This window comes from Knoellia sp. AC549 (assembly GCF_979258975.1).
In genome coordinates this window covers 1,940,328-1,957,617 of sequence record NZ_OZ409890.1, presented here as the reverse complement: position 1 = coordinate 1,957,617, position 17,290 = coordinate 1,940,328, and the positions used below count along the sequence as shown (strand labels likewise).

Annotated in this window: 18 protein-coding genes; 7 read left to right on the top strand and 11 right to left on the bottom strand. The window is 70.8% G+C overall.

All coding sequences use genetic code 11. From position 1 onward, the window contains the following. Window positions 1–61: 61 nt before the first annotated feature. Together ACZZ98_RS09415 and ACZZ98_RS09410 are read right to left on the bottom strand one after the other, a co-directional pair. Complete coding sequence (locus ACZZ98_RS09415; protein ID WP_463515988.1) at window positions 62–652, bottom strand: signal peptidase I; 591 nt, start codon at window positions 650–652, stop codon at window positions 62–64. A 127-nt stretch (window positions 653–779) separates the two neighbouring features. After that, window positions 780–1,334 (bottom strand): TasA family protein, encoded by a 555-nt coding sequence (locus ACZZ98_RS09410; RefSeq protein ID WP_463515987.1) that lies wholly within the window; start codon window positions 1,332–1,334, stop codon window positions 780–782. A 321-nt stretch (window positions 1,335–1,655) separates the two neighbouring features. On the opposite strand from ACZZ98_RS09410, the gene ACZZ98_RS09405 reads away from it, so the two are divergent. Both ACZZ98_RS09405 and ACZZ98_RS09400 read left to right on the top strand, forming a co-directional pair. Then, window positions 1,656–1,808, top strand: a complete 153-nt coding sequence (locus ACZZ98_RS09405; RefSeq protein ID WP_463515986.1) for a hypothetical protein — start codon at window positions 1,656–1,658, stop codon at window positions 1,806–1,808. A gap of 61 nt (window positions 1,809–1,869) precedes the next feature. Continuing rightward, window positions 1,870–4,824 (top strand): helix-turn-helix transcriptional regulator, encoded by a 2,955-nt coding sequence (locus tag ACZZ98_RS09400; RefSeq protein ID WP_463515985.1) that lies wholly within the window; start codon window positions 1,870–1,872, stop codon window positions 4,822–4,824. Window positions 4,825–4,838: 14 nt separating this feature from the next. Here the strand turns inward: ACZZ98_RS09400 and ACZZ98_RS09395 are convergent, their stop codons facing one another. After that, window positions 4,839–6,656: an APC family permease gene (locus tag ACZZ98_RS09395; protein ID WP_463517755.1), complete on the bottom strand. Its 1,818-nt coding sequence runs from the start codon at window positions 6,654–6,656 to the stop codon at window positions 4,839–4,841. 382 nt (window positions 6,657–7,038) lie between these two features. Between ACZZ98_RS09395 and ACZZ98_RS09390 the strand changes: the two genes are divergently transcribed. Genes ACZZ98_RS09390 through ACZZ98_RS09370 form a run of 5 tightly spaced genes read left to right on the top strand, consistent with a single transcriptional unit; the run spans window position 7,039 to window position 10,676 of the window. Beyond that, a complete protein-coding gene (locus ACZZ98_RS09390; protein ID WP_463515984.1) occupies window positions 7,039–7,821 on the top strand; it encodes a prolipoprotein diacylglyceryl transferase in 783 nt (260 codons plus the stop codon). After that, window positions 7,818–9,191, top strand: a complete 1,374-nt coding sequence (locus ACZZ98_RS09385; protein ID WP_463515983.1) for a radical SAM protein — start codon at window positions 7,818–7,820, stop codon at window positions 9,189–9,191. Before ACZZ98_RS09390 ends, ACZZ98_RS09385 begins: the two co-directional genes overlap by 4 nt. Further along, a complete protein-coding gene (locus tag ACZZ98_RS09380; protein WP_463515982.1) occupies window positions 9,181–9,393 on the top strand; it encodes a hypothetical protein in 213 nt (70 codons plus the stop codon). Before ACZZ98_RS09385 ends, ACZZ98_RS09380 begins: the two co-directional genes overlap by 11 nt. Beyond that, entirely contained in the window at window positions 9,386–9,751 is a 366-nt protein-coding gene (locus ACZZ98_RS09375) for a hypothetical protein (RefSeq protein ID WP_463515981.1), read from the top strand. The genes ACZZ98_RS09380 and ACZZ98_RS09375 overlap by 8 nt, the downstream gene beginning before the upstream one ends. 28 nt (window positions 9,752–9,779) lie before the next feature. Then, complete coding sequence (locus ACZZ98_RS09370) at window positions 9,780–10,676, top strand: SRPBCC family protein (protein WP_463515980.1); 897 nt, start codon at window positions 9,780–9,782, stop codon at window positions 10,674–10,676. Here ACZZ98_RS09370 and ACZZ98_RS09365 read toward each other — a convergent pair. The 8 genes from ACZZ98_RS09365 to ACZZ98_RS09330 all read right to left on the bottom strand — a co-directional run bounded on the left by ACZZ98_RS09365 (window position 10,657) and on the right by ACZZ98_RS09330 (window position 17,183). Then, entirely contained in the window at window positions 10,657–11,070 is a 414-nt protein-coding gene (locus ACZZ98_RS09365; RefSeq protein ID WP_463515979.1) for a PPOX class F420-dependent oxidoreductase, read from the bottom strand. The genes ACZZ98_RS09370 and ACZZ98_RS09365 overlap by 20 nt on opposite strands. 20 nt (window positions 11,071–11,090) lie before the next feature. Next, entirely contained in the window at window positions 11,091–11,459 is a 369-nt protein-coding gene (locus ACZZ98_RS09360) for a UBP-type zinc finger domain-containing protein (RefSeq protein ID WP_463515978.1), read from the bottom strand. Between the two features lie 22 nt (window positions 11,460–11,481). Further along, complete coding sequence (locus ACZZ98_RS09355) at window positions 11,482–11,868, bottom strand: DUF1304 domain-containing protein (protein WP_463515977.1); 387 nt, start codon at window positions 11,866–11,868, stop codon at window positions 11,482–11,484. A 64-nt stretch (window positions 11,869–11,932) separates the two neighbouring features. Continuing rightward, entirely contained in the window at window positions 11,933–13,621 is a 1,689-nt protein-coding gene (locus ACZZ98_RS09350; RefSeq protein WP_463515976.1) for an HNH endonuclease signature motif containing protein, read from the bottom strand. Between the two features lie 321 nt (window positions 13,622–13,942). Further along, window positions 13,943–14,905 carry a hypothetical protein gene (locus ACZZ98_RS09345; RefSeq protein WP_463515975.1) on the bottom strand — a complete coding sequence of 321 codons (963 nt, stop codon included), beginning with the start codon at window positions 14,903–14,905 and terminating at the stop codon, window positions 13,943–13,945. Between the two features lie 94 nt (window positions 14,906–14,999). After that, window positions 15,000–16,262: an RNA polymerase sigma factor gene (locus ACZZ98_RS09340; RefSeq protein ID WP_463515974.1), complete on the bottom strand. Its 1,263-nt coding sequence runs from the start codon at window positions 16,260–16,262 to the stop codon at window positions 15,000–15,002. Between the two features lies 1 nt (window position 16,263). Next, the gene (locus tag ACZZ98_RS09335) at window positions 16,264–16,620 is read right to left on the bottom strand and encodes a YciI family protein (protein ID WP_463515973.1); all 357 of its coding nucleotides are present in this window, start codon (window positions 16,618–16,620) and stop codon (window positions 16,264–16,266) included. 11 nt (window positions 16,621–16,631) lie between these two features. Next, window positions 16,632–17,183 (bottom strand): dihydrofolate reductase family protein, encoded by a 552-nt coding sequence (locus ACZZ98_RS09330; protein ID WP_463515972.1) that lies wholly within the window; start codon window positions 17,181–17,183, stop codon window positions 16,632–16,634. Window positions 17,184–17,290 lie beyond the last annotated feature (107 nt).

Sequence of the window (17,290 nt, the reverse complement as noted above, 5' to 3'; positions counted from 1 at the left end):
GGGACTTCCCCGGTTTGCTACAGGGGCGGCAGCTTCCCGGGGCAGACTCGGTCGACAGGGCTCAGACGGGCAGGGCCGGTCCCGAGGATCCGGACGGCGCGGGCACCTCGGGGCGACGTGTCCGTGCGGGGCGCAGCGCTCCGACGAGGTCGCGCAGCGCGAGCAGGGCTATGACCGCGGCGGGACCGCCGACGACGGCGAGTCTCACCTGCGGGTCGGCCATCGCCACGAAGGCGTAGCCGACCCAGGGAACGGAGTGCTCCACGACCGGCTGCGTGCCCTCGGCGAGGCTGAAGGTCCACGGGTCGGGGTCGGGGTTGGCGTCACCCTGGGTGCTGAAGATGGTCGTACCGTCCTTGCCGGGCGCGATCTTCGTGATGCGGTGCGTCACGAGCGTGTCGACGCCGCTGGTCGGCGGCGGCAGGTAGGTGATGACGTCACCGACGGCGAGGTCCTCGACGGGGACGGGCTTCTCGAGGGCGACCGAGCCGCGCTCGATCGCGCCGGACATCGATCCACCGGTGATGACGTAGCGCTCATAGCCCAGGAGGCCGGGCACGATGTAGGCGGCGCCGCCGAGGGTGACGGCGAGCAGGAGCACGGTGCCGAGCAGTCGCGCGGTCCGGCGGGCGGCTTGGGCGAAGCGGTGCATCTCGGGCTCCTTCGGTGCAGGGGGTGCGTCTGGGGGTGGTTCAGGTGGGTGGTGCGGCCGGGCCGGTGGCAGGGCGCCCCACGGGGCGCCCTGCCTCAACCCGGATGTCGACCGTTGTGCTCAGGAGTCAGGACTGGTCGGTGACCGTCGCGGCGCCCTGGACCGAGTCCCAGCGGTAGGTGGCGTTGGCGGACAGGCCCTGCTGGCTGTTCGGGGCGTCCGTGTCGAGCGTGACGGTGAACCGGTAGGTGTTGACCGCGCCGGCCGCGAAGTCACCGAGGGCGGTGGCCGTGCCGTCGACGAGGCCACCGAAGTTGCCGGAGTAGACGGAGGTGTTCGTCGTGACGTTGTGGATGGCCAGCTTGAGGTAGTTCTCACCCGCGACCTTCTCGCCGAACGCGTTGGCCGACAGGGTCTCGGTGAGGCTGAACCTGGCAGGAAGGGTGCCGGTGTTGGTGAGGGTGACGGAGCCGATGACGGTGTCGCCGGGCTTGATGTTCGAGAGGTTGAAGATCGCGGCGTTGCTCTTGGAGTTCGTGTGCGTCAGCGACCCGGCGGTGACCGCGCTGATCGTGTTGCCGGTGGTGGAGGTGAAGGTCGCACCGGAGCCGACGGCGATGGCGCCGGCGACGGTCAGGGTGGCGAGCGGGACGAGGATCTTCTTGGTGCGGCTGATGCTCATGTCGTTCTCCTGGATCGAGTCCATCGGGGTGTTCCCGATGTGCGGGGTTGATGGAGAAAACGCTACGGAGGCGTGTTCCACAGGACTTCCACGCGACGGCTGCCGGATCTCCCCGGTTCGGAACTGTCTCGCCACGGAACTCCCCACCACCCGGCATACGTGCGCCTGAGGTAGGTCCGGGTGCCCGCCTGAGGTAGCCGGCCCCCACGAGATACGGCACCTGACCGATGTGGCCGCCTACCTCACCCGACGACTGTTGACCTGTCGGCACGAGTCGACGCACCACAGGTCAGGAACCACAGGTCAGGAAAGGACCACGCCATGTATGCATCGGTGTTCAGCCCCGAGTTCGTCAAGGCCGAGATGCGGGCCCGCTACGGAGTGCCCAGCGACGTGCACGAGCGTCCCGGCTCCTCGCTCCACGTGATCCGCCGGGTCCGCGCCCGCGTCCAGGCCGCCCGCACCGCCCGCTGAGCGGGTGGTCACCGGAGTGGGGCTCGCCCCGGAGGATCTCGAGTCGTCGATACTTCGACCCATGACCCCTCCCGCCCGCGAGCTCGTCGGACGCGACGCCGACCTCGCCCGGGTCGCCGAGATCCTGCGTCTCGACGACCCGGGTGGGGTCGGCGTCGTCGTGTCGGGCGACGCCGGCATCGGGAAGTCCAGCCTGCTCGCCCGGATGTCCGCCGACGCCGAGTCCGCCGGGTGGTCGGTCGCCTGGGGGCACTGCGTCGGCCAGTCCGGCAGCGGTGTCGCCTACCTTCCGTTCACCGAGCTCCTCCTGGGGATCGAGCTCCTCGCACCCGAGGCCGTGGAGCAGGTCGTCTCCACCCGACCCGCCCTCGCCGTGCTGCTGCCCGGCCGGCGCGAGGCCGCGAGCTCGACCCACTCGGCGGGCCAGGTCGCCGAGGCCGTGCACGCGCTGCTGACGGCTGCCGGCCAGGTCGCCCCTCTCCTCGTCGTCATCGAGGACGCCCACTGGGCCGACCCCTCGTCGCGCGACCTCATGACGCTCCTGCTGACCCGGGGCTTCGCCTCGCCGGTCGCCCTCGTCGTCACCTACCGCTCGGACGACCTGCACCGTCGCCACCCGCTCCACGAGACCCTCGCCGTCTGGGCACGCATCGCCGGGGTCGAGCGCCACGACCTGCAGCCCTTGGCGGACAGCGCCATTCGCGACATCGTCACCGACGTCCAGGGTGGCACCCCTGCCCAACCGGGCGCGAACGTCATCTCGGACAGGATCGTCGGCGAGATCGCCCGCCGCGCAGAGGGCAACCCGTTCTTCGCCGAGGAGCTCGCCGCCAGCGCGGTCTCGGGCCGACCGATGACCGGTGGACTGGGGCGCGTGCTCGGCGCCCGCGTCGAGCAGCTCGACCCCGCTGCACAGCAGGTGGTCAGGACGATGGCCATCGCCGGGCGCACGGTCGGCCACGAGCTCCTCCAGCGGGTGACCGGGCTGTCCGAGTCCGAGCTCGAGGCCGCCGTGGCCAACGCGATCGAGCACCACGTCGTCGAGGCCCGCTGGCCTCCCGCCTATGCCTTCCGCCACGCACTGCTCGGCGAGACGATCACCGACGACCTCCTGCCGGGCGAGCGGCTTCGCCTCCACCGTGCGTATGCCGGTGCGCTGGCTGCCGATGCGACCCTCGGCCCGGCGTCCGAGCTGGCTCGACATGCGGCGGCCTCGGGCGACCTCACCACGGCAGTGGCCGCCGCCCGCGGCGCCGCTCGCGCCGACCTCTCAGTCGGTGGGCCGGTCAACGCCCTGCAGCACCTCGAGCAGGCCCTCGGGTGGCTCCGCGAGGACGCCGAGGAGCGGGACGAGGTGAGCCTCGAGGCCTCCGACGCGGCACTGACGGCCGGTGACGTCGTGCGCTCGGTGCAGCTGCTCCGTGACCGGATCGAGCACCCGGGGCCGGGGCAGACGGCAGTGATGCGGGCGCGCCTGCTCGCGACGTGCGCCAACCGGGGTCGCCTCATCGACCTGGCCTTCGCCGAGACCGCTCCCCAGATGACGCAGGAGGCCATGACGATCGTCCCGGCCGGCGACAGTCCCGACCGGCTCTTCGTCCTCATCGCCCACATGCAGCAGCTCGTCGACACCCGCCACTACACCGAGGCCGCCGACCTTGGCGAGGAGGCCACCGCCCTGGCGGAGCGCCTCGAGCTGCCGAACGCCCTCACCGAGATCCGTGCCGTCATGTCGCGCGTCATCGAGGTCCATGACGACCTCGACGCGCTCGAGCGCCACATCAACGGACTGCTCGCCGACCTGGGCTCCCGACCCGATCCCCTGCGAGTCCGGATCCACCACCAGGCCGCCACGATGCACCACCGCCGGGGGCGCCTGGGCCAGGCCCTGGAGTCCTACGACCGCGGCGCCGCCCTGGCGAGCCAGCTGCACATGGACTGGGCCCCGTTCGGTCTGGAGTCACGGCTCGTCGGTGGGCTCACGGCATACGAGATCGGCGACTGGGACGGCGCGCGGCGACGGCTCCACGTCACCGACCCCTACCTCCAGCAGCCGGGACGGTCGTACTTCGAGGCCGCGCTGATGAACGTCCGCGCCGGACGGGGCGAGCCCATCGGTGAGGACGAGATCGCGGCAGTGCGCGAGTGGTGGCACGTCGACGGCTTCGGCATCGTGCAGCTCGTGATGCCCGCGGTGGAGCACTACGGGCACAGCGGGGACCTCGCCCGTGCCCTCGACATCGCCGAGGACGCGGTCGACCAGCTCGAGCGGACGTGGGGCCGGTTCCACGCGATCGTCCGGCTGGCCGCCCTCGTCGCGGGGCAGGCGGCGACCCAGGCGCCAGCCCTCGACGCCACGCTCCTGCGTCGCGCCCGCGCCGATCTCGAGACCATGGTGGACAAGGTGGACGCGATCGTCGCGGGGCCTGCGCGCGGGCTCTTCGAGCCGACGACCGAGGCCATCGAGGAGACCAACACCGAGACCTGGGCGTGGGACGCCCGGCTGCGCGCCGAGCTGCTCCGCCTCCAGTGGCGGTCAGGGCACGGAGCACCGCCCACTCCCGAGGCGATGGTCGCCGCCTGGCAGGAGTCGGTGGCCGCCTTCGACCGCTACGGCCACGCCTACGAGACGGCGCGGTCGCGGTCCCGGCTGGCCGCGGCACTCAAGGCCGCGGGCGATGCCGCCGGATCCCGTCGCGAGGCGGACCTGGCACGTGAGGTGGCGACCCGTCTCGGGGCTGCCCCGCTGCTGGCCGAGCTCGACGACCTCGCCGCAGCGACCGCGGCGACCGGGGCGAGCGGCGCGACCGGCGCCGGTCCGGACGCCCTGACCCCGCGCGAGCAGGAGGTGCTCGAGCTCGTCGCCCGCGGGCTGAGCAACGGTCAGGTCGGGCAGCAGCTGTTCATCTCGACCAAGACGGCGAGCGTCCACGTCTCGCGGATCCTCGCCAAGCTCGGTGCCGCCTCACGCACCGAGGCCGCTGCGATCGCCAGGGACCGTGGCCTCGTCCCCTGAGACGTCGCCTCGTCTCAGCCGCCGACGTGGACCTTGGGGCGGCGGGCCTCGTCGGGCTCGGCCCGGCGCAGGATCTCGTGGGTGAGCGGCGGCACGTCGCCCTCGCCGGCGAGGAGGAAGCGCAGCACGTTGGCCCCCGGCGCCCGGTCGCTCCACTCGAAGTAGCCGTGCGGCGGGATGCCGGTGCGGTCGCGGATGTCGAGGAACACGGCGGCGAGGACGTTGGGCACGGAGGTGCCGGTGGCGCGCAGGATCTCGTGCTGACCGACCGTGACCGACCGCACCGAGACCGGTGAGTCGAAGTCGCTCGCGTCGGTGATCTCGACCTCGATGAAGAGGGCCTTCTGCCATCCCTTGAGATGGTTGTCGACGCGGACCTCGAGGCTCTTGTCGTCGTACTCGGAGTCGTCGCCCTTCTGCAGCTTGTTGGCGATGAGGCGGACCGGGTTCCGTCCGTCGCAGGTCCGCTCGAGCAGCGCCGTCGCGCCCTCGTCGTAGACGACGTCACGCACCCGGAGCTCGGTGCTGCGCGAGATCCGCGACGCCACGGACACGACGAGGATCATCGCGATGAAGAGGAGGGCGATGAGCAGGCCCTCGGGTCGCTCGACGATCGTCACGACGAAGGTGTAGACGAAGATCGCGCTCACGACGGCGAAGAACGCCGCGGCCCGGCGGTGGCCGCGCCTCAGCTCGGTGAGGAAGACCGCGATGGCGGCGGAGGTCATCAGGGCCAGGACCCCGGTGGCGTAGGCCCCGGCCTGCTCATCGACGTCGGCCCGGAAGGCGATGGTCACGACGGCGGCGATGCCCGAGAGGACGAGGACGAGGGGGCGGGTCGAGCTGGCCCAGTCCGGCGCCATGCCGTACTTCGGCAGGTAGCGCGGCACGATGTTGAGCAGCCCCGCGAGGGCGCTCGCCCCGGCGAACCACAGGATGCCGATCGTCGCGAGGTCGTAGGCCGTCCCGAAGGTGTCGCCGAACAGCTCATGGGCGAGGTAGGCCAGGGCGCGCCCGTTGGCCTCCCCTCCCGGCTGGAACTCCGGCTCGGGGATGAGCAGCGTGGTCACCAGCGAGGAGCCAACGAGCAGGACGCTCATGATGAGCGCCGCGGCGGTGAGCAGCTTCTTGGCGTTGCGGATCCGACCGAGCGGCGCGTCGTGCGTGTCGGTCGGGTCGCCCTTGACCAACGGCATGACGACGACGCCGGTCTCGAACCCGGACAGGCCGAGCGCCAGCGCCGGGAAGACGAGGAGGGAGGCGCCGATGATGCCCAAGGGCATCGAGTGGGTGGCCGTCATGTGGTCGGTCCAGTCGCCCAGCACGGTCGGGTGCCCGACCACCTCGACGATCCCGCGGACGAGGACGACCGAGCTCAGCCCCAGGTAGGTCACCACGAGGACCACGGCCACGCCGATCGCCTCGCTGAAACCCTTGAGGAAGACGGCCGCCAGCGCGGCGATCAGAGCGAGGGTGATCACCACCTCCTGACCGTGGAGGGCCTCCTTGACGAAGGGGTTCTCGGTGATGTGTGCCGCCGCGTCCGCCGCCGAGAGGGTGATGGTGACGATGAAGCCGGTCGCGACGAAGCCGAGCAGCGACAGGACCAGCAGCTTGCTCGGCCAGTAGGACAGCAGCCGCTGCAGCATCGACAGGCTGCCGTCGCCGTGAGGGCTCTCGGCGGCCACCCGCCGATACATCGGCAGGGCCGCGAAGAGGGTCACGAGCACGAGGACGAGGGTCGCCACGGGCGCGAGGGCCCCGGCCGCGAGCGCTGCGATCCCGGGCTGGTAGCCCAGGGTCGAGAAGTAGTCGACGCCGGTGAGGCACATGACCCGCCACCACGGCTGGACGTGCTGCTTGCGTTCGGCCTCGCGCTCACCCTCGTAGTAGCCGCCGGGGTCGGCGTCCTCGACCTCGAGGAGCCACTTCCTGACCGGCCCCGCAGGAGTGTGTGTCGTCACGACGAGTCACGCTAGGGCCGTTCGGGCGGGGCCCCCGTCGTCTTGACGCATCCTTGACGGCCGCCCTCCGGGACCGCCGACCTGCATGAGGTATGCCGCGTGCTCCCGTCCCGTGCGCGGGTCAGCCTCCCAGCGCAGGGTCGCTCGCGGTGAGGCACGAGGTGACGGGCAGCGAGCATGGTCTGGGTACGCGTACTCGTCCTCGGCCGATTGACGAGCGGTGCGCGGGTGCCGGTGAGAGGGTGAACGGGTGATCCCCCACGTCGGCCCGATCCCGACCCACGAGCTGTTCGTGGGACTGGGCGTGGCTGTCGCCGCAGCGGTCTTCTTCCTCGAGGCGCGGCGGCGCGGACAGTCCGACGAACGGCTGCTCCATGTCGTGCTCGGGGCGGTGACCGGTGGCGCCCTCTTCATGCGTCTGGGCACGTGGCTGCAGCACGTGGATCTTCGCGCCAACGCCTCGCTCCTCGAGCAGTGGGCCCATGGCAACCGCTCGATCCTCGGCGGACTGGTCGGGGCCTGGCTCGGGGTCCATGTCGCCAAGCGACTGACCGGCTACCGGCTGCGGACCGGCGACCTCTTCGCTCCCGCGGTGGCTCTCGGCATGGCCGTCGGTCGCATCGGCTGCCTGCTCACCGAGGAGCCGGGCACCCCGACCGGCTGGGGCTTCGGCCTCACCTTGGACGAGTCCTCGGCCGCGGCCGTCGGCAGCGTCGCGGGCGTGCCGCTGCACCCGTCGTTCGCCTACGAGATCGTGTTCCACCTCGGTGCGTTCGCGGTGCTGTGGTTCTGGTTGAGGCACCGCGGTCTCCCGTCGGGAGAGACGTTCGTCTGGTACGTCGCGGCATACGGGACCTTCCGGTTCCTCGTCGAGTTCGTGCGCGGCAACGACCTGGCCTGGCTGGGCCTGACCCGGCCACAGCTCTTCCTCGCGGTGACCGTCCCCCTCCTTCTCGCTCGCATCGTCTGGCGCTGGCGTTCCGGCGCCTATGCCGGGGCACCCGAGCGGCGGCTCGCGGAGGTGGCGGCGTGAGCAGTGCCCGAGGAGCCGGTATGCCGTTGCGCGACTACCGCGTGCACCGTTACGTCAACGCGTTCTGCCCCTTGTGCCACGAGGAGCAGCCCGACCGGCCCCTCGCGGACGTGCGTCGTCTCAGCGGCTGGCTCGCCGTCCGGGACGACCGGGTCTGGCTCGAGCGCGGCTGTCCCGACCACGGGCTCGTCCGCACCCTCTATGACGAGTCGCCCGAGATCCTGGCCTACCTCGAGCAGTGGACGGCGCCCACGAAGGTGCACCAGCCGGACCTGGCCGGGAACTTCAAGCCGGTGCCGAGCGCCTACGAGGACGGCCTGCCGCAGATGCAGACCCAGCACACCTGCATCCTCCTCGAGGACCTGCTCGACCACTGCAACCTCAAGTGCCCGACCTGCTTCGCGGAGTCGTCGCCCGCGCTGGCCAGCGTGGCGCCGCTCGAGCAGGTGCTCGCCTCGATCGACACCCGCCTCTCGCGCGAGAACGGTCGGATCGACGTCCTCATGCTGTCCGGCGGTGAGCCGACGCTCTATCCGCAGCTCGAGGAGCTGCTCGAGGCGGTCATCGCTCGGCCCATCGTGCGCATCCTCGTCAACACGAACGGGTTGCGGGTCGCACAGGACGACGAGCTCGTCGCGCTGCTCCGTCGGCACCGGGAGCGGGTCGAGGTCTACCTCCAGTACGACGGGGAGTCCGCGGCGGCATCGGTGGCCCACCGGGGCGCCGACATCCGTCGCTTCAAGGAGCGGGCTGTCGAACGCCTGTCTGCCGCAGGGGTGTTCACGACCTTGACCATGACCGCCGCGCTCGGTGTCAACGACGACGAGATCGGTCACGTCATCAAGCGGGCCCTCGACACGCCCTATGTCGGCGGGGTGACGATCCAGCCGGTCTTCGGGAGTGGGCGCAGCGGCGGGGTCGACCCGCTCAACCGCCTCACCCACACCGGCGTGCTCGCCAGGCTGGAGAGCCAGACGGCTGGGCAGGTGACGTGGCGCGACCTCACGGCGCTGCCCTGCAGCCACCCGCACTGCTGCTCGGTCGGCTACCTGCTCAAGGACGACTCCGGCTCCTGGCGGTCACTGACGAGCCTCATCGGCCACGACCGGCTCAAGGAGTGGCTCGACCTCGAGCCCGACCTGCTCGCCAACCGGATCGCCGACGACACGATCCCCGACGCGATGAAGGCGATCGTCAAGGGCTCCCTCCTCGACCTGCTGAGCGAGCAGTCCTCGTTGTCACACCCGTCGATGGCCTCGGTCTGGCGGGACATCTGCACCCACTGCGACATCGGCATCGGCACCCTCGCCACCCTCGCGTCCTCGAAGCTTCCCGGGCCGGCACGAGAGGCTGCGGGCGATGCTCGGTGAGCGGGTGCTGCGGGTGACGGTCAAGCCGTTCATGGACATGAACACGATGATCGAGGAGCGGCTGACCCAGTGCTGCGTCCACGTCGCGACTGTCAACGCCGAGACCGACGCCCACCAGTGCGCGCCGTTCTGTGCGGTGCAGGCGTGGGCTCCGTTGTCGCGCACGCGGATCTCCACGGCCACGGGAGGGCGACGTGACTGAGCCGGGAGCGAGCTCGCTGCCCACGACCTCGCCGCGCGGTGCCCCGCCGCGCCGGGCCGACCCGCGCATCGTCCCGGTCCAGAGCGCTGCGCCGGTCGGCGAGCCAGAGGTGTTCGACCCGCTGCGGCTGTGCATCTTTGCGACCATCGCGCTCCTCGGCTGGCTGCTCGGGCCGATCGCGCTCGTCCTCTTCGCCGGCCTCGGGGCCGTCGGCTACGCCAGGGCCCGGCGTGCGGGGCTCATGCGCTCGAAGTGCCTGCTCGGCGACACCCGCCTCGTCCTCGCCTATCTCGCCCTGCTCGTCGCCGTCGGGGTCGGCGCCCTCGTCGTCGGCTACGGACCGTGGGAGCTCTGGTGACTGCCGCCTCGAACACCGTGGAGGAACGATGACCCAGCTTCCGCCCGGCCCACCGCCTGGCCCACCGCCCGGGGGTCCGCCACAGGGACCGCCGCCGGGACCGCCACAGGGGCCGCCGCCGTACGGACCCTCCAACCCGTACCAGCAGAACCAGCCCGCCCCCGGACTGCCCAGCTGGGCCAAGACGTTCTTCGGGTTCCTCATCGGGCTGCCGGTGTCGATCTTCGCGCCGGTGCTGGCCTTCCTCCTCGTCGAGCTCCCCGGCCCGGTCGAGCTCAAGGTGCTTCTCGTGACGGTCATCCCGACACTCCTGGGCATCCCCCTGCTCTTCGGAAGGAGCACCCGCCCCTGGGGTGTCGGGCTCATGATCGGCCTGGCGATCGGGAAGCTTCGTCCTCGGCGGCGCCTGTGTCTCGATCATCAGCTCGTCGTCGGGCTACTGACCATGGCGACCTTCTCCGCGACCAAGACGTCCGAGGCGACCGTGTCGTATCCGCGCGACCTCGTCTGGGACGTGCTCACCGACCCCGCGACCGTCGCCCGGCTCACACCGATGGTCCGTTCGATCACGGCCGAGGGCGACCTGTGGCACTGGCAGCTGGTCAGGATCCCGGTGCTCGGCCAGTCGTTCGAGCTGGGCTTCACCGAGGCCATGACCTATGACCCGAAGTCGACGATCACCTTCAGCCACGCACCACCGCGACAGGGCAAGGAGCTCGCCGGCACGGACGGACGATACGACCTCAGCGACGCCGGCGGCGAGGAGTCCACGCGACTGCGGATCGAGCTCACCGTCTCGGTGGAGCTGCCCTTCCCCCGGCTCGCCAGGCCAGCCATCCAGACCACGATGCACGGTGTGCTGGCCGCGATGGGCTCGGGGTTCGCCCGGTCCATCGAGAAGGAGCTCAGGACCCGAGCAGCCTGACGTCGGTGATGACGATGGCCGCCCGGACCTTGCGACCGGGCAGTCGGGCGAGGACGGGTTCGACGAGGGTGAGCGCGCGGTACCACCAGCCGTACTTCGCACCGATCGCCCGCTTCACCCGGGCCACCGCGTCCGGGCCACGATCAACACGTGCGCGGGCGGCATACCGCGGAGCGTCCGGTGGCACGTTCCCACGCACGTCGCAGGGTCGCAGCTCGACCCGCGCGGTGTGGGCAAGGCGTTTGGTCTTCCCCGTCTCGTCGACGGTGACGATGAGCAGGTCGTCGCCGTCGGGGGCGATCCACACGGGGGTGGAGACCGGGGTCCCGTTGCGGCGGAAGGTCGTCAGCTCGACATACTGCTGCTCGCCGAGGGGACGGGTCGTGTCCGTCATGAGTCCGGTATGCCGTCCGCTCAGGTGTGGATGAGATCGCGCCAGTTGTCCGGGACCCGGCCCTGCGGACCCGGAGCCGGCTGGTCCTCCGGGTGCGCGGAGGGTTCGACAAGGGCGGGTCCTCGACCCATCTCCTCGGTGGCGTAGTTCCAGAACCACATCTCGCCGGGCTCATAGCTCGCCACGATGGGGTGGCCGCTCTCCCGGGCGTGGGCGCTGGCGTGTTGTGCCGGTGACGAGTCGCAGCAGCCGATGTGGCCACAGGCAGTGCAGCGCCGCAGGTGCACCCACCAACCCTGTGCTGCGGTGCAGTCGGCGCAGCCGGGGCCTGAGGGCGGCACGGTCGGGTCGAGATCGGCGGACTCGTTGAACGTCACGGGCGCGGGCATGTCAGCGACGCTACTCCGCCGCTCAGCTGAGCACGAGGGTGAGGACGGCGAGAGCCGGCGCGAGGCCTTGGGTGAGGGCGGCGCGGAGCTTGCGGCGGTCGCTCGTCACGAGGACCAGCGCCGCTGCGACCATCGAACCGCAGGCGGCAAGGATCAGTGCGGACGAGACGTCGTCGGACGACGCCGAGCCGAAGACGCCCACCGCGATCCCGATGAGGGCGACGATCGCGAGGAAGAGGTTGTAGAAGCCCTGGTTGTAGGCCAGCGGCTTGGTCACCTCGGCGGTCTCGGGGGTCGTACCGAAGACAGCTCGGGTCTTCGGGTCGGTCCAGGCGAGCGACTCGAGCCGGAAGATGTAGACGTGGATGAGAGCTGCGATGCCGGCGAGCACGAACGCCACGGTGGTCATGGCCTGAGACTAGGACCCTGGCGCGCGCGCGAGGGCACGGCGCGTGTGGGACGGCGCGGCGAGCTCAGGCGGTGAGGTCCCAGCCCTCTGCTTGGTGCTCGGCCATCCACTGGTCGACCCAGTGGGCGATGAGGTGTGCGGGTGGTTCGTGGGTCCAGGGGTCGGGTGGTCCGGTGTCGAGGCGGGTCCGTTCGATTGCGTCCGGGTGCGCGTCGGGGTGGTTCTTCGCTCGGGCGCGCCGGATCGCGGTCAGGCGCGCGGGCAGGTCCCGGTCGTAGGAGCCGGGCGTCAGGTCCCACGTCACCGACCGGGCGTGTTCGTCGGGTGGGTGCACGGTTGCGGTGAGGCGTTGGTCGTGGACCTGGGTGTGGTGCCGCTGACACAACAGCGCCGCGTTGGCCAGGTCCGAGGGGCCGCCGTCGACCCAATGGACCAGGTGGTGCGCCTTGGCCCACCCGGCCGGGACGTCACACCCCGGGTAGGTGCACCCACCGTCGCGGTGCCACAACGCGCGACGCTGAGCCCGGGTGAAGAGCCGCACCGCCCGGCCCAGGTCCAGGACCTCACCGTCGGCACCCAGCACGATCGGGATGACATCGGCGTCGCAGGCGAGCTGTCGCACCACCGCCGGGGACAGCATCGTGGCCTGCGCCCGGGACACCATCACCCGCCCACACCCCGACCCAGCACCCGTACCCGTCATCGAGCCCGCAGAGGCGGTGCCAGTGGCGGCGTCAGTGTCGCTGTTCGGGTTGCTATTGGTGGTGTCGGGGTTGTCGCCGCTGTCTGCGTTCTGGGAGCGGAGCTTCTCGATCAGGTCCTGCAACGTCATCCTCACGTGCAACGTCGTCGACGCCCCACCCGCAGGCTGCTGCGCGGCGTCCTCGCCCGCGACCCGGCCGCAGACCCCAGCCAACGCCTCCGCGCGACGCTGCTCCGCCGGGCGCAGGTCCCGCTCCCCCGTGACCTCGTTCGGGGCCGGCTGCGACAGCGGCCCGATCACCGCCTCCAACGTCGCCGCCTGCGCCGGGGTCAACCCCAACCGGTACTCCGTGATCTCCGCGTCGTTGACCCGCGGGCAGGTCAGGTACGCCGCCTTCCGCAACCTGCGCTGCGCATCGTCGAACTCGCCCTCGACCCCGAACATCGCCAACAGATGCGGCCGCAACCGCCGAGCCTCCGCGCACCCCCACCGCACCCCATGGTCCAGGACCGCGCCCGCCACCGTCGGGACCGCGCCCGGGCGCAGGTGGTCGGCGAGCTTGGCCATCTCCTTCAGCGCCGTCAACGCCAAACCCGGCGCCACCTCCCCGGTGACCACACGAGCCCACACCACACCCTCCGCCCGCTCCGGGTCCGCGTACGCCCCCGCCCCCGGACCCGCCGTGGACCACAACCCACCCGGCACCGAGCACGCCACCTCCTGCGCCAGCTGCGCCACCTGCCCCGCGCCCCCCTGGCACAACGACGGCGCGTGCTCGCGCACCCAGGAGTGCACCGACCCCACCCCACGCCGGGCCGAGGTGAACTCCCCCCGGCGCGCCGCCTCCGCAACCACCCGCACCTGACCCGCCCCTGCCCGAGCCTTCACCTCATCCAGCAACCCCATGAACTCCGCCAGCTCTGGACCGCTCAACCGAGCCAGCACCTCCCCCAACGCCCCTTGCCCGCCACCATCGGACGCGAGCACCTCCCGGGCACCCTCCAACACCGCACGCAGCCGCGCGATGTCGTCCCCGGGTGCCTCGTCCATACCCACCATTATCCTCGAACACGTGTTCGTTTGTCAAGTTCTGAGGCCACAAGGATGGCGTGAATTGCGCACTGGCACAGTCGAATTCGCTAGGGCGTGGCCGACGTCGGGGCGGCTCACAACCCGCTGACACGACGCTACCCACGGCCTCTGACAAGAGTTGGGTGGTCGGCAAGGTGAGCCGGGCGGCAGACCGAGTCACATAGGGCGATGCGTGCGTTTGCGACGAAGGAGCAACTGAGCGCGCGTCGCCATATGTGACGGAGGCGGGAGGGTGACGAAGGCGAGAAGGACGACATACGCCGATGGTGTTGTGGGTTCTCATGCGGGACGGTCGCTGGCTGCCAGGGCCCTCCAGCTGACACCGGCGCCGGCGGCGACGAGCGTGAGAGCCACCGGCCAGATCGGATGGTTGCTCGGCAGCAGGGACCGCACGAACACGTCGAGCCCCGCATCAACGACCTCGAAGATCTGGCCACGGCCGAAGGATCCCTGGCCGGCTGAGAAGGTCACGTAGGTGAGAGCCGTCAGCACCGGGGGCACGACCCAGGCGATGGCGAGCGCAGCGGCCCAGCCAACCAGACGGCTCGTCGGCTGGATCCCGAAGACGGCGAGGACGACGCCCAGGAGGATGCCACTGACCCATGGGTGCCACTGGGCGAGGCTCAGCACCCATTGCGGGTCGACGTCCGGTCCACGGGCCATGAGGTCGACGAGCCAGAATCCTGACAGCGACGCAGCGGTTGCCCCGCCGAGCAACCAGGGCCAACCGTCGCTGCGAGCGACTCCGGCACCGACGAGCACTCCAAAAGCGGCCGAGCCGAGGATCGCGACGACCAACGCGCCGACGAGCAGCCGAGCCTCGTCCGTGGGGACGAGTGCGGGGAGGACCGTCATCAGGGTCTGCGCAAGTGACACGACGACGGCGACGAGCGCGCCCGCCCCGGCGAGGGCTCGAGCGCGAGCCACAGTCGGAACCGCGAAGTGTGAGACGGCCAGCGCCGCGGTGCCACCGATGACCCCACTGACGAGGAGCGTCGGGAAGGCATATTGCCCAAAGGGAAGGGCGACCCGTGGACCCTCCAGGGTGTCGAACCTCCACGCCGACGAGACCTCGACCTGCATCCCCTCGACGATCCAGGGCAGGTAGCCCACCAGCCAGAAGGCAACGCCACCGCCCACCGTCACGGCCCACCCCGGCAGCGCTCGCCACCGGTCCGGCTCGACCGACCTCCCCGACGTCCCCGACGTCTCACGCTGCTCGCGCTCCCGTGTCTCGCTCATGTCCCCCACCTCGGTCAGCTCCCCCGCCTCCGTCATGGCGCCAAGGTTCACACATCGTGGCCGTCGCGTCGCGTCATCGCGCCGACCGTGTCGGTCACGTCGAGTGCACCGCGCACTCCGCAGCCCGCTGCTGCATCGTCGCGCGGTCCTGCGTGTTGCCTGCCAGCGATGCCGCACGCAGGAAGTCCTCGCGCGCCTGCTCGTGCCGACCGGCCGTGCACTCGAGATCGCCCGCGACGGCCGGCAGCAGGTGATAGCTCGCCAGGGCCGGCAGCCCCCGCAGGGGAGCGACGACCTCGAGCCCCGCCTCGGCGCCGAACGCCCGCCCGACCGCCACCGCCCGGTTGAGCTCCACCACCGGTGAGGGCACGACCTGGACCAGCCCGTCATAGAGCGCTGCGATCCGCAGCCAGTCGGTTTCCTCGGCAGTCATCGCCCGCGCGTGACAGGCGGCGATCGCGGCCTGGAGGGCATAGGGCCCGGCCGTCCCACGCAGCTCGTCGATCCGGTCGATCAGCTCCAACCCTCGACGGATGAGCAACCTGTCCCAGCGAGAACGGTCCTGGTCGAGCAGCAACACCTGCTCGCCGTCCGGCCCGACGCGGGCAGCGAGCCGCGACGTCTGGATCTCCATGAGCGCGAGTAGTCCGAGCGACTCCGGGTCACGAGGCGTGAGCGCCGCGAGCATCCGGCCGAGTCGCACCGCCTCGGCACACAGGTCGGTGCGCACCCACGCATCACCGGACGTCGCGGCATACCCCTCGTTGAACAGGAGGTAGATGACCTCCCGCACCCCGTCGAGCCGCTCTCCTCGTTGCTCGACCCCCGGCAGCTCGAAGCGGATGTTGGCTGCGGCCAACGTGCGCTTGGCACGCACGATGCGTTGTGCCACAGTCGATTCCGGCGCCAGGAAGGCCCGCGCCACCTCGGCCGTCGTGAGACCGCAGACGAGCTTGAGGACTAACGCGGACCGCGCGTCGGGCGCCAGCAGCGGGTGGCAGGACATGAGGACCAGCCCCAGCAGGTCGTCGGCGAGGTCACCGTCGACGATGCGGTCGACGTCGATCTCGGAGGTCTCGGCAGTGGTCGCCGCGACGGTCCGGAGCTTGTCACGACCGGTGTCCCGACGGCGGATCCGGTCGATCGCGAGATAGCGCGAGGTCGTCGTCAGCCATGCTCCCGGATTGTCCGGTATGCCGTCCGACCGCCACTTCTCGACCGCTGCGGCGAACGTGTCCTGGGCCAGCTCCTCGGCGGTGTCGAGGTCGCCGACGAGCCGGCCCAGGCGAGCGATGAGCCGCGGCGACTCGACGCGCCACAGGGTGGCGATCGTCGCGTCGACGGCTGCGGTGCTCATGTCAGGCTAGGTCGGCGAACTCGACGACCTGCCGGACGTCGACGCGGTGGGTGCCGACGATGAGCGCGAACTTGCGGGCGTGCTCGATGGCCTCCTCGAGCGACGACACGTCGAGGATCGCGAAGCCGGCGATGAGCTCCTTGGCCTCGGCGAAGGGTCCGTCGATGACGCGGACCGAGCCGTCGGTGACCTCGACGCGGGCGCCCTTGCTGCTGCCGTGCACGCCCTCGCCGCCGAGGAGGACTCCGGACAGCGACGCCTCCCGCATGTACTCGCCGATGGCGGCCTGCTCCTCGGGGGACGGGACGACGCCGTCCTCCATCTCCTGGGTCTGGTAGTGCATGACCATGTAGCGCATCGCTGTTCTCCTCAGGCGTTCGTGGGGGCGTAGACCAAGTGCAGCACCCCGGTGCTGAACGTAGTGGACGAGGCAAGGGTGAGTGGCACGCTCGCTCCGTCGGCGAACAGCTTCTTGCCGGTCCCGACGACGATCGGGTGGACGAGCAGGTGCAGCTCGTCGACGAGGCCCTGCTCGAGCATCCACCGGACCAGGGTGGCGCTGCCGGTCGCGCCGAGGTGGTGCTCCTGCTTGAGCCCGGTCAGCTCGGCCTTGAGGTCGTGGCCGTCACCGCCGTCGATGAGTGACGAGTTCTCCCACTCGGCCTCCGCAAGGGTGGTCGACACGACGTACTTGCGGGCTCCGTTCATCTGCGCGGTGAACGGGTCCGCCGGGTCGGCCTGCGGCCAGTAGCCGGCGAACTCCTCGTAGGTGCGGCGCCCGAGCAGGGTGGCGTCGGCCTTGCCCATCTGCTCGCCGACGACGGCGCCCATCTCGTCGTTGAAGTAGGGGAAGTGCCACTTCTCCGGCGACTCGATGACGCCGTCGAGCGAGATGAACAGGCTGCTGGTGATCGAACCCATGACTTCGTCTCCTTCGGTGGTGAGGCACCCGTGTGGCGCCTTCTGACCGGTATGCCGGACGGCCGCGGTCGATTTCGACACGCCTTCCCAAGTTCTTTCCCTTGACA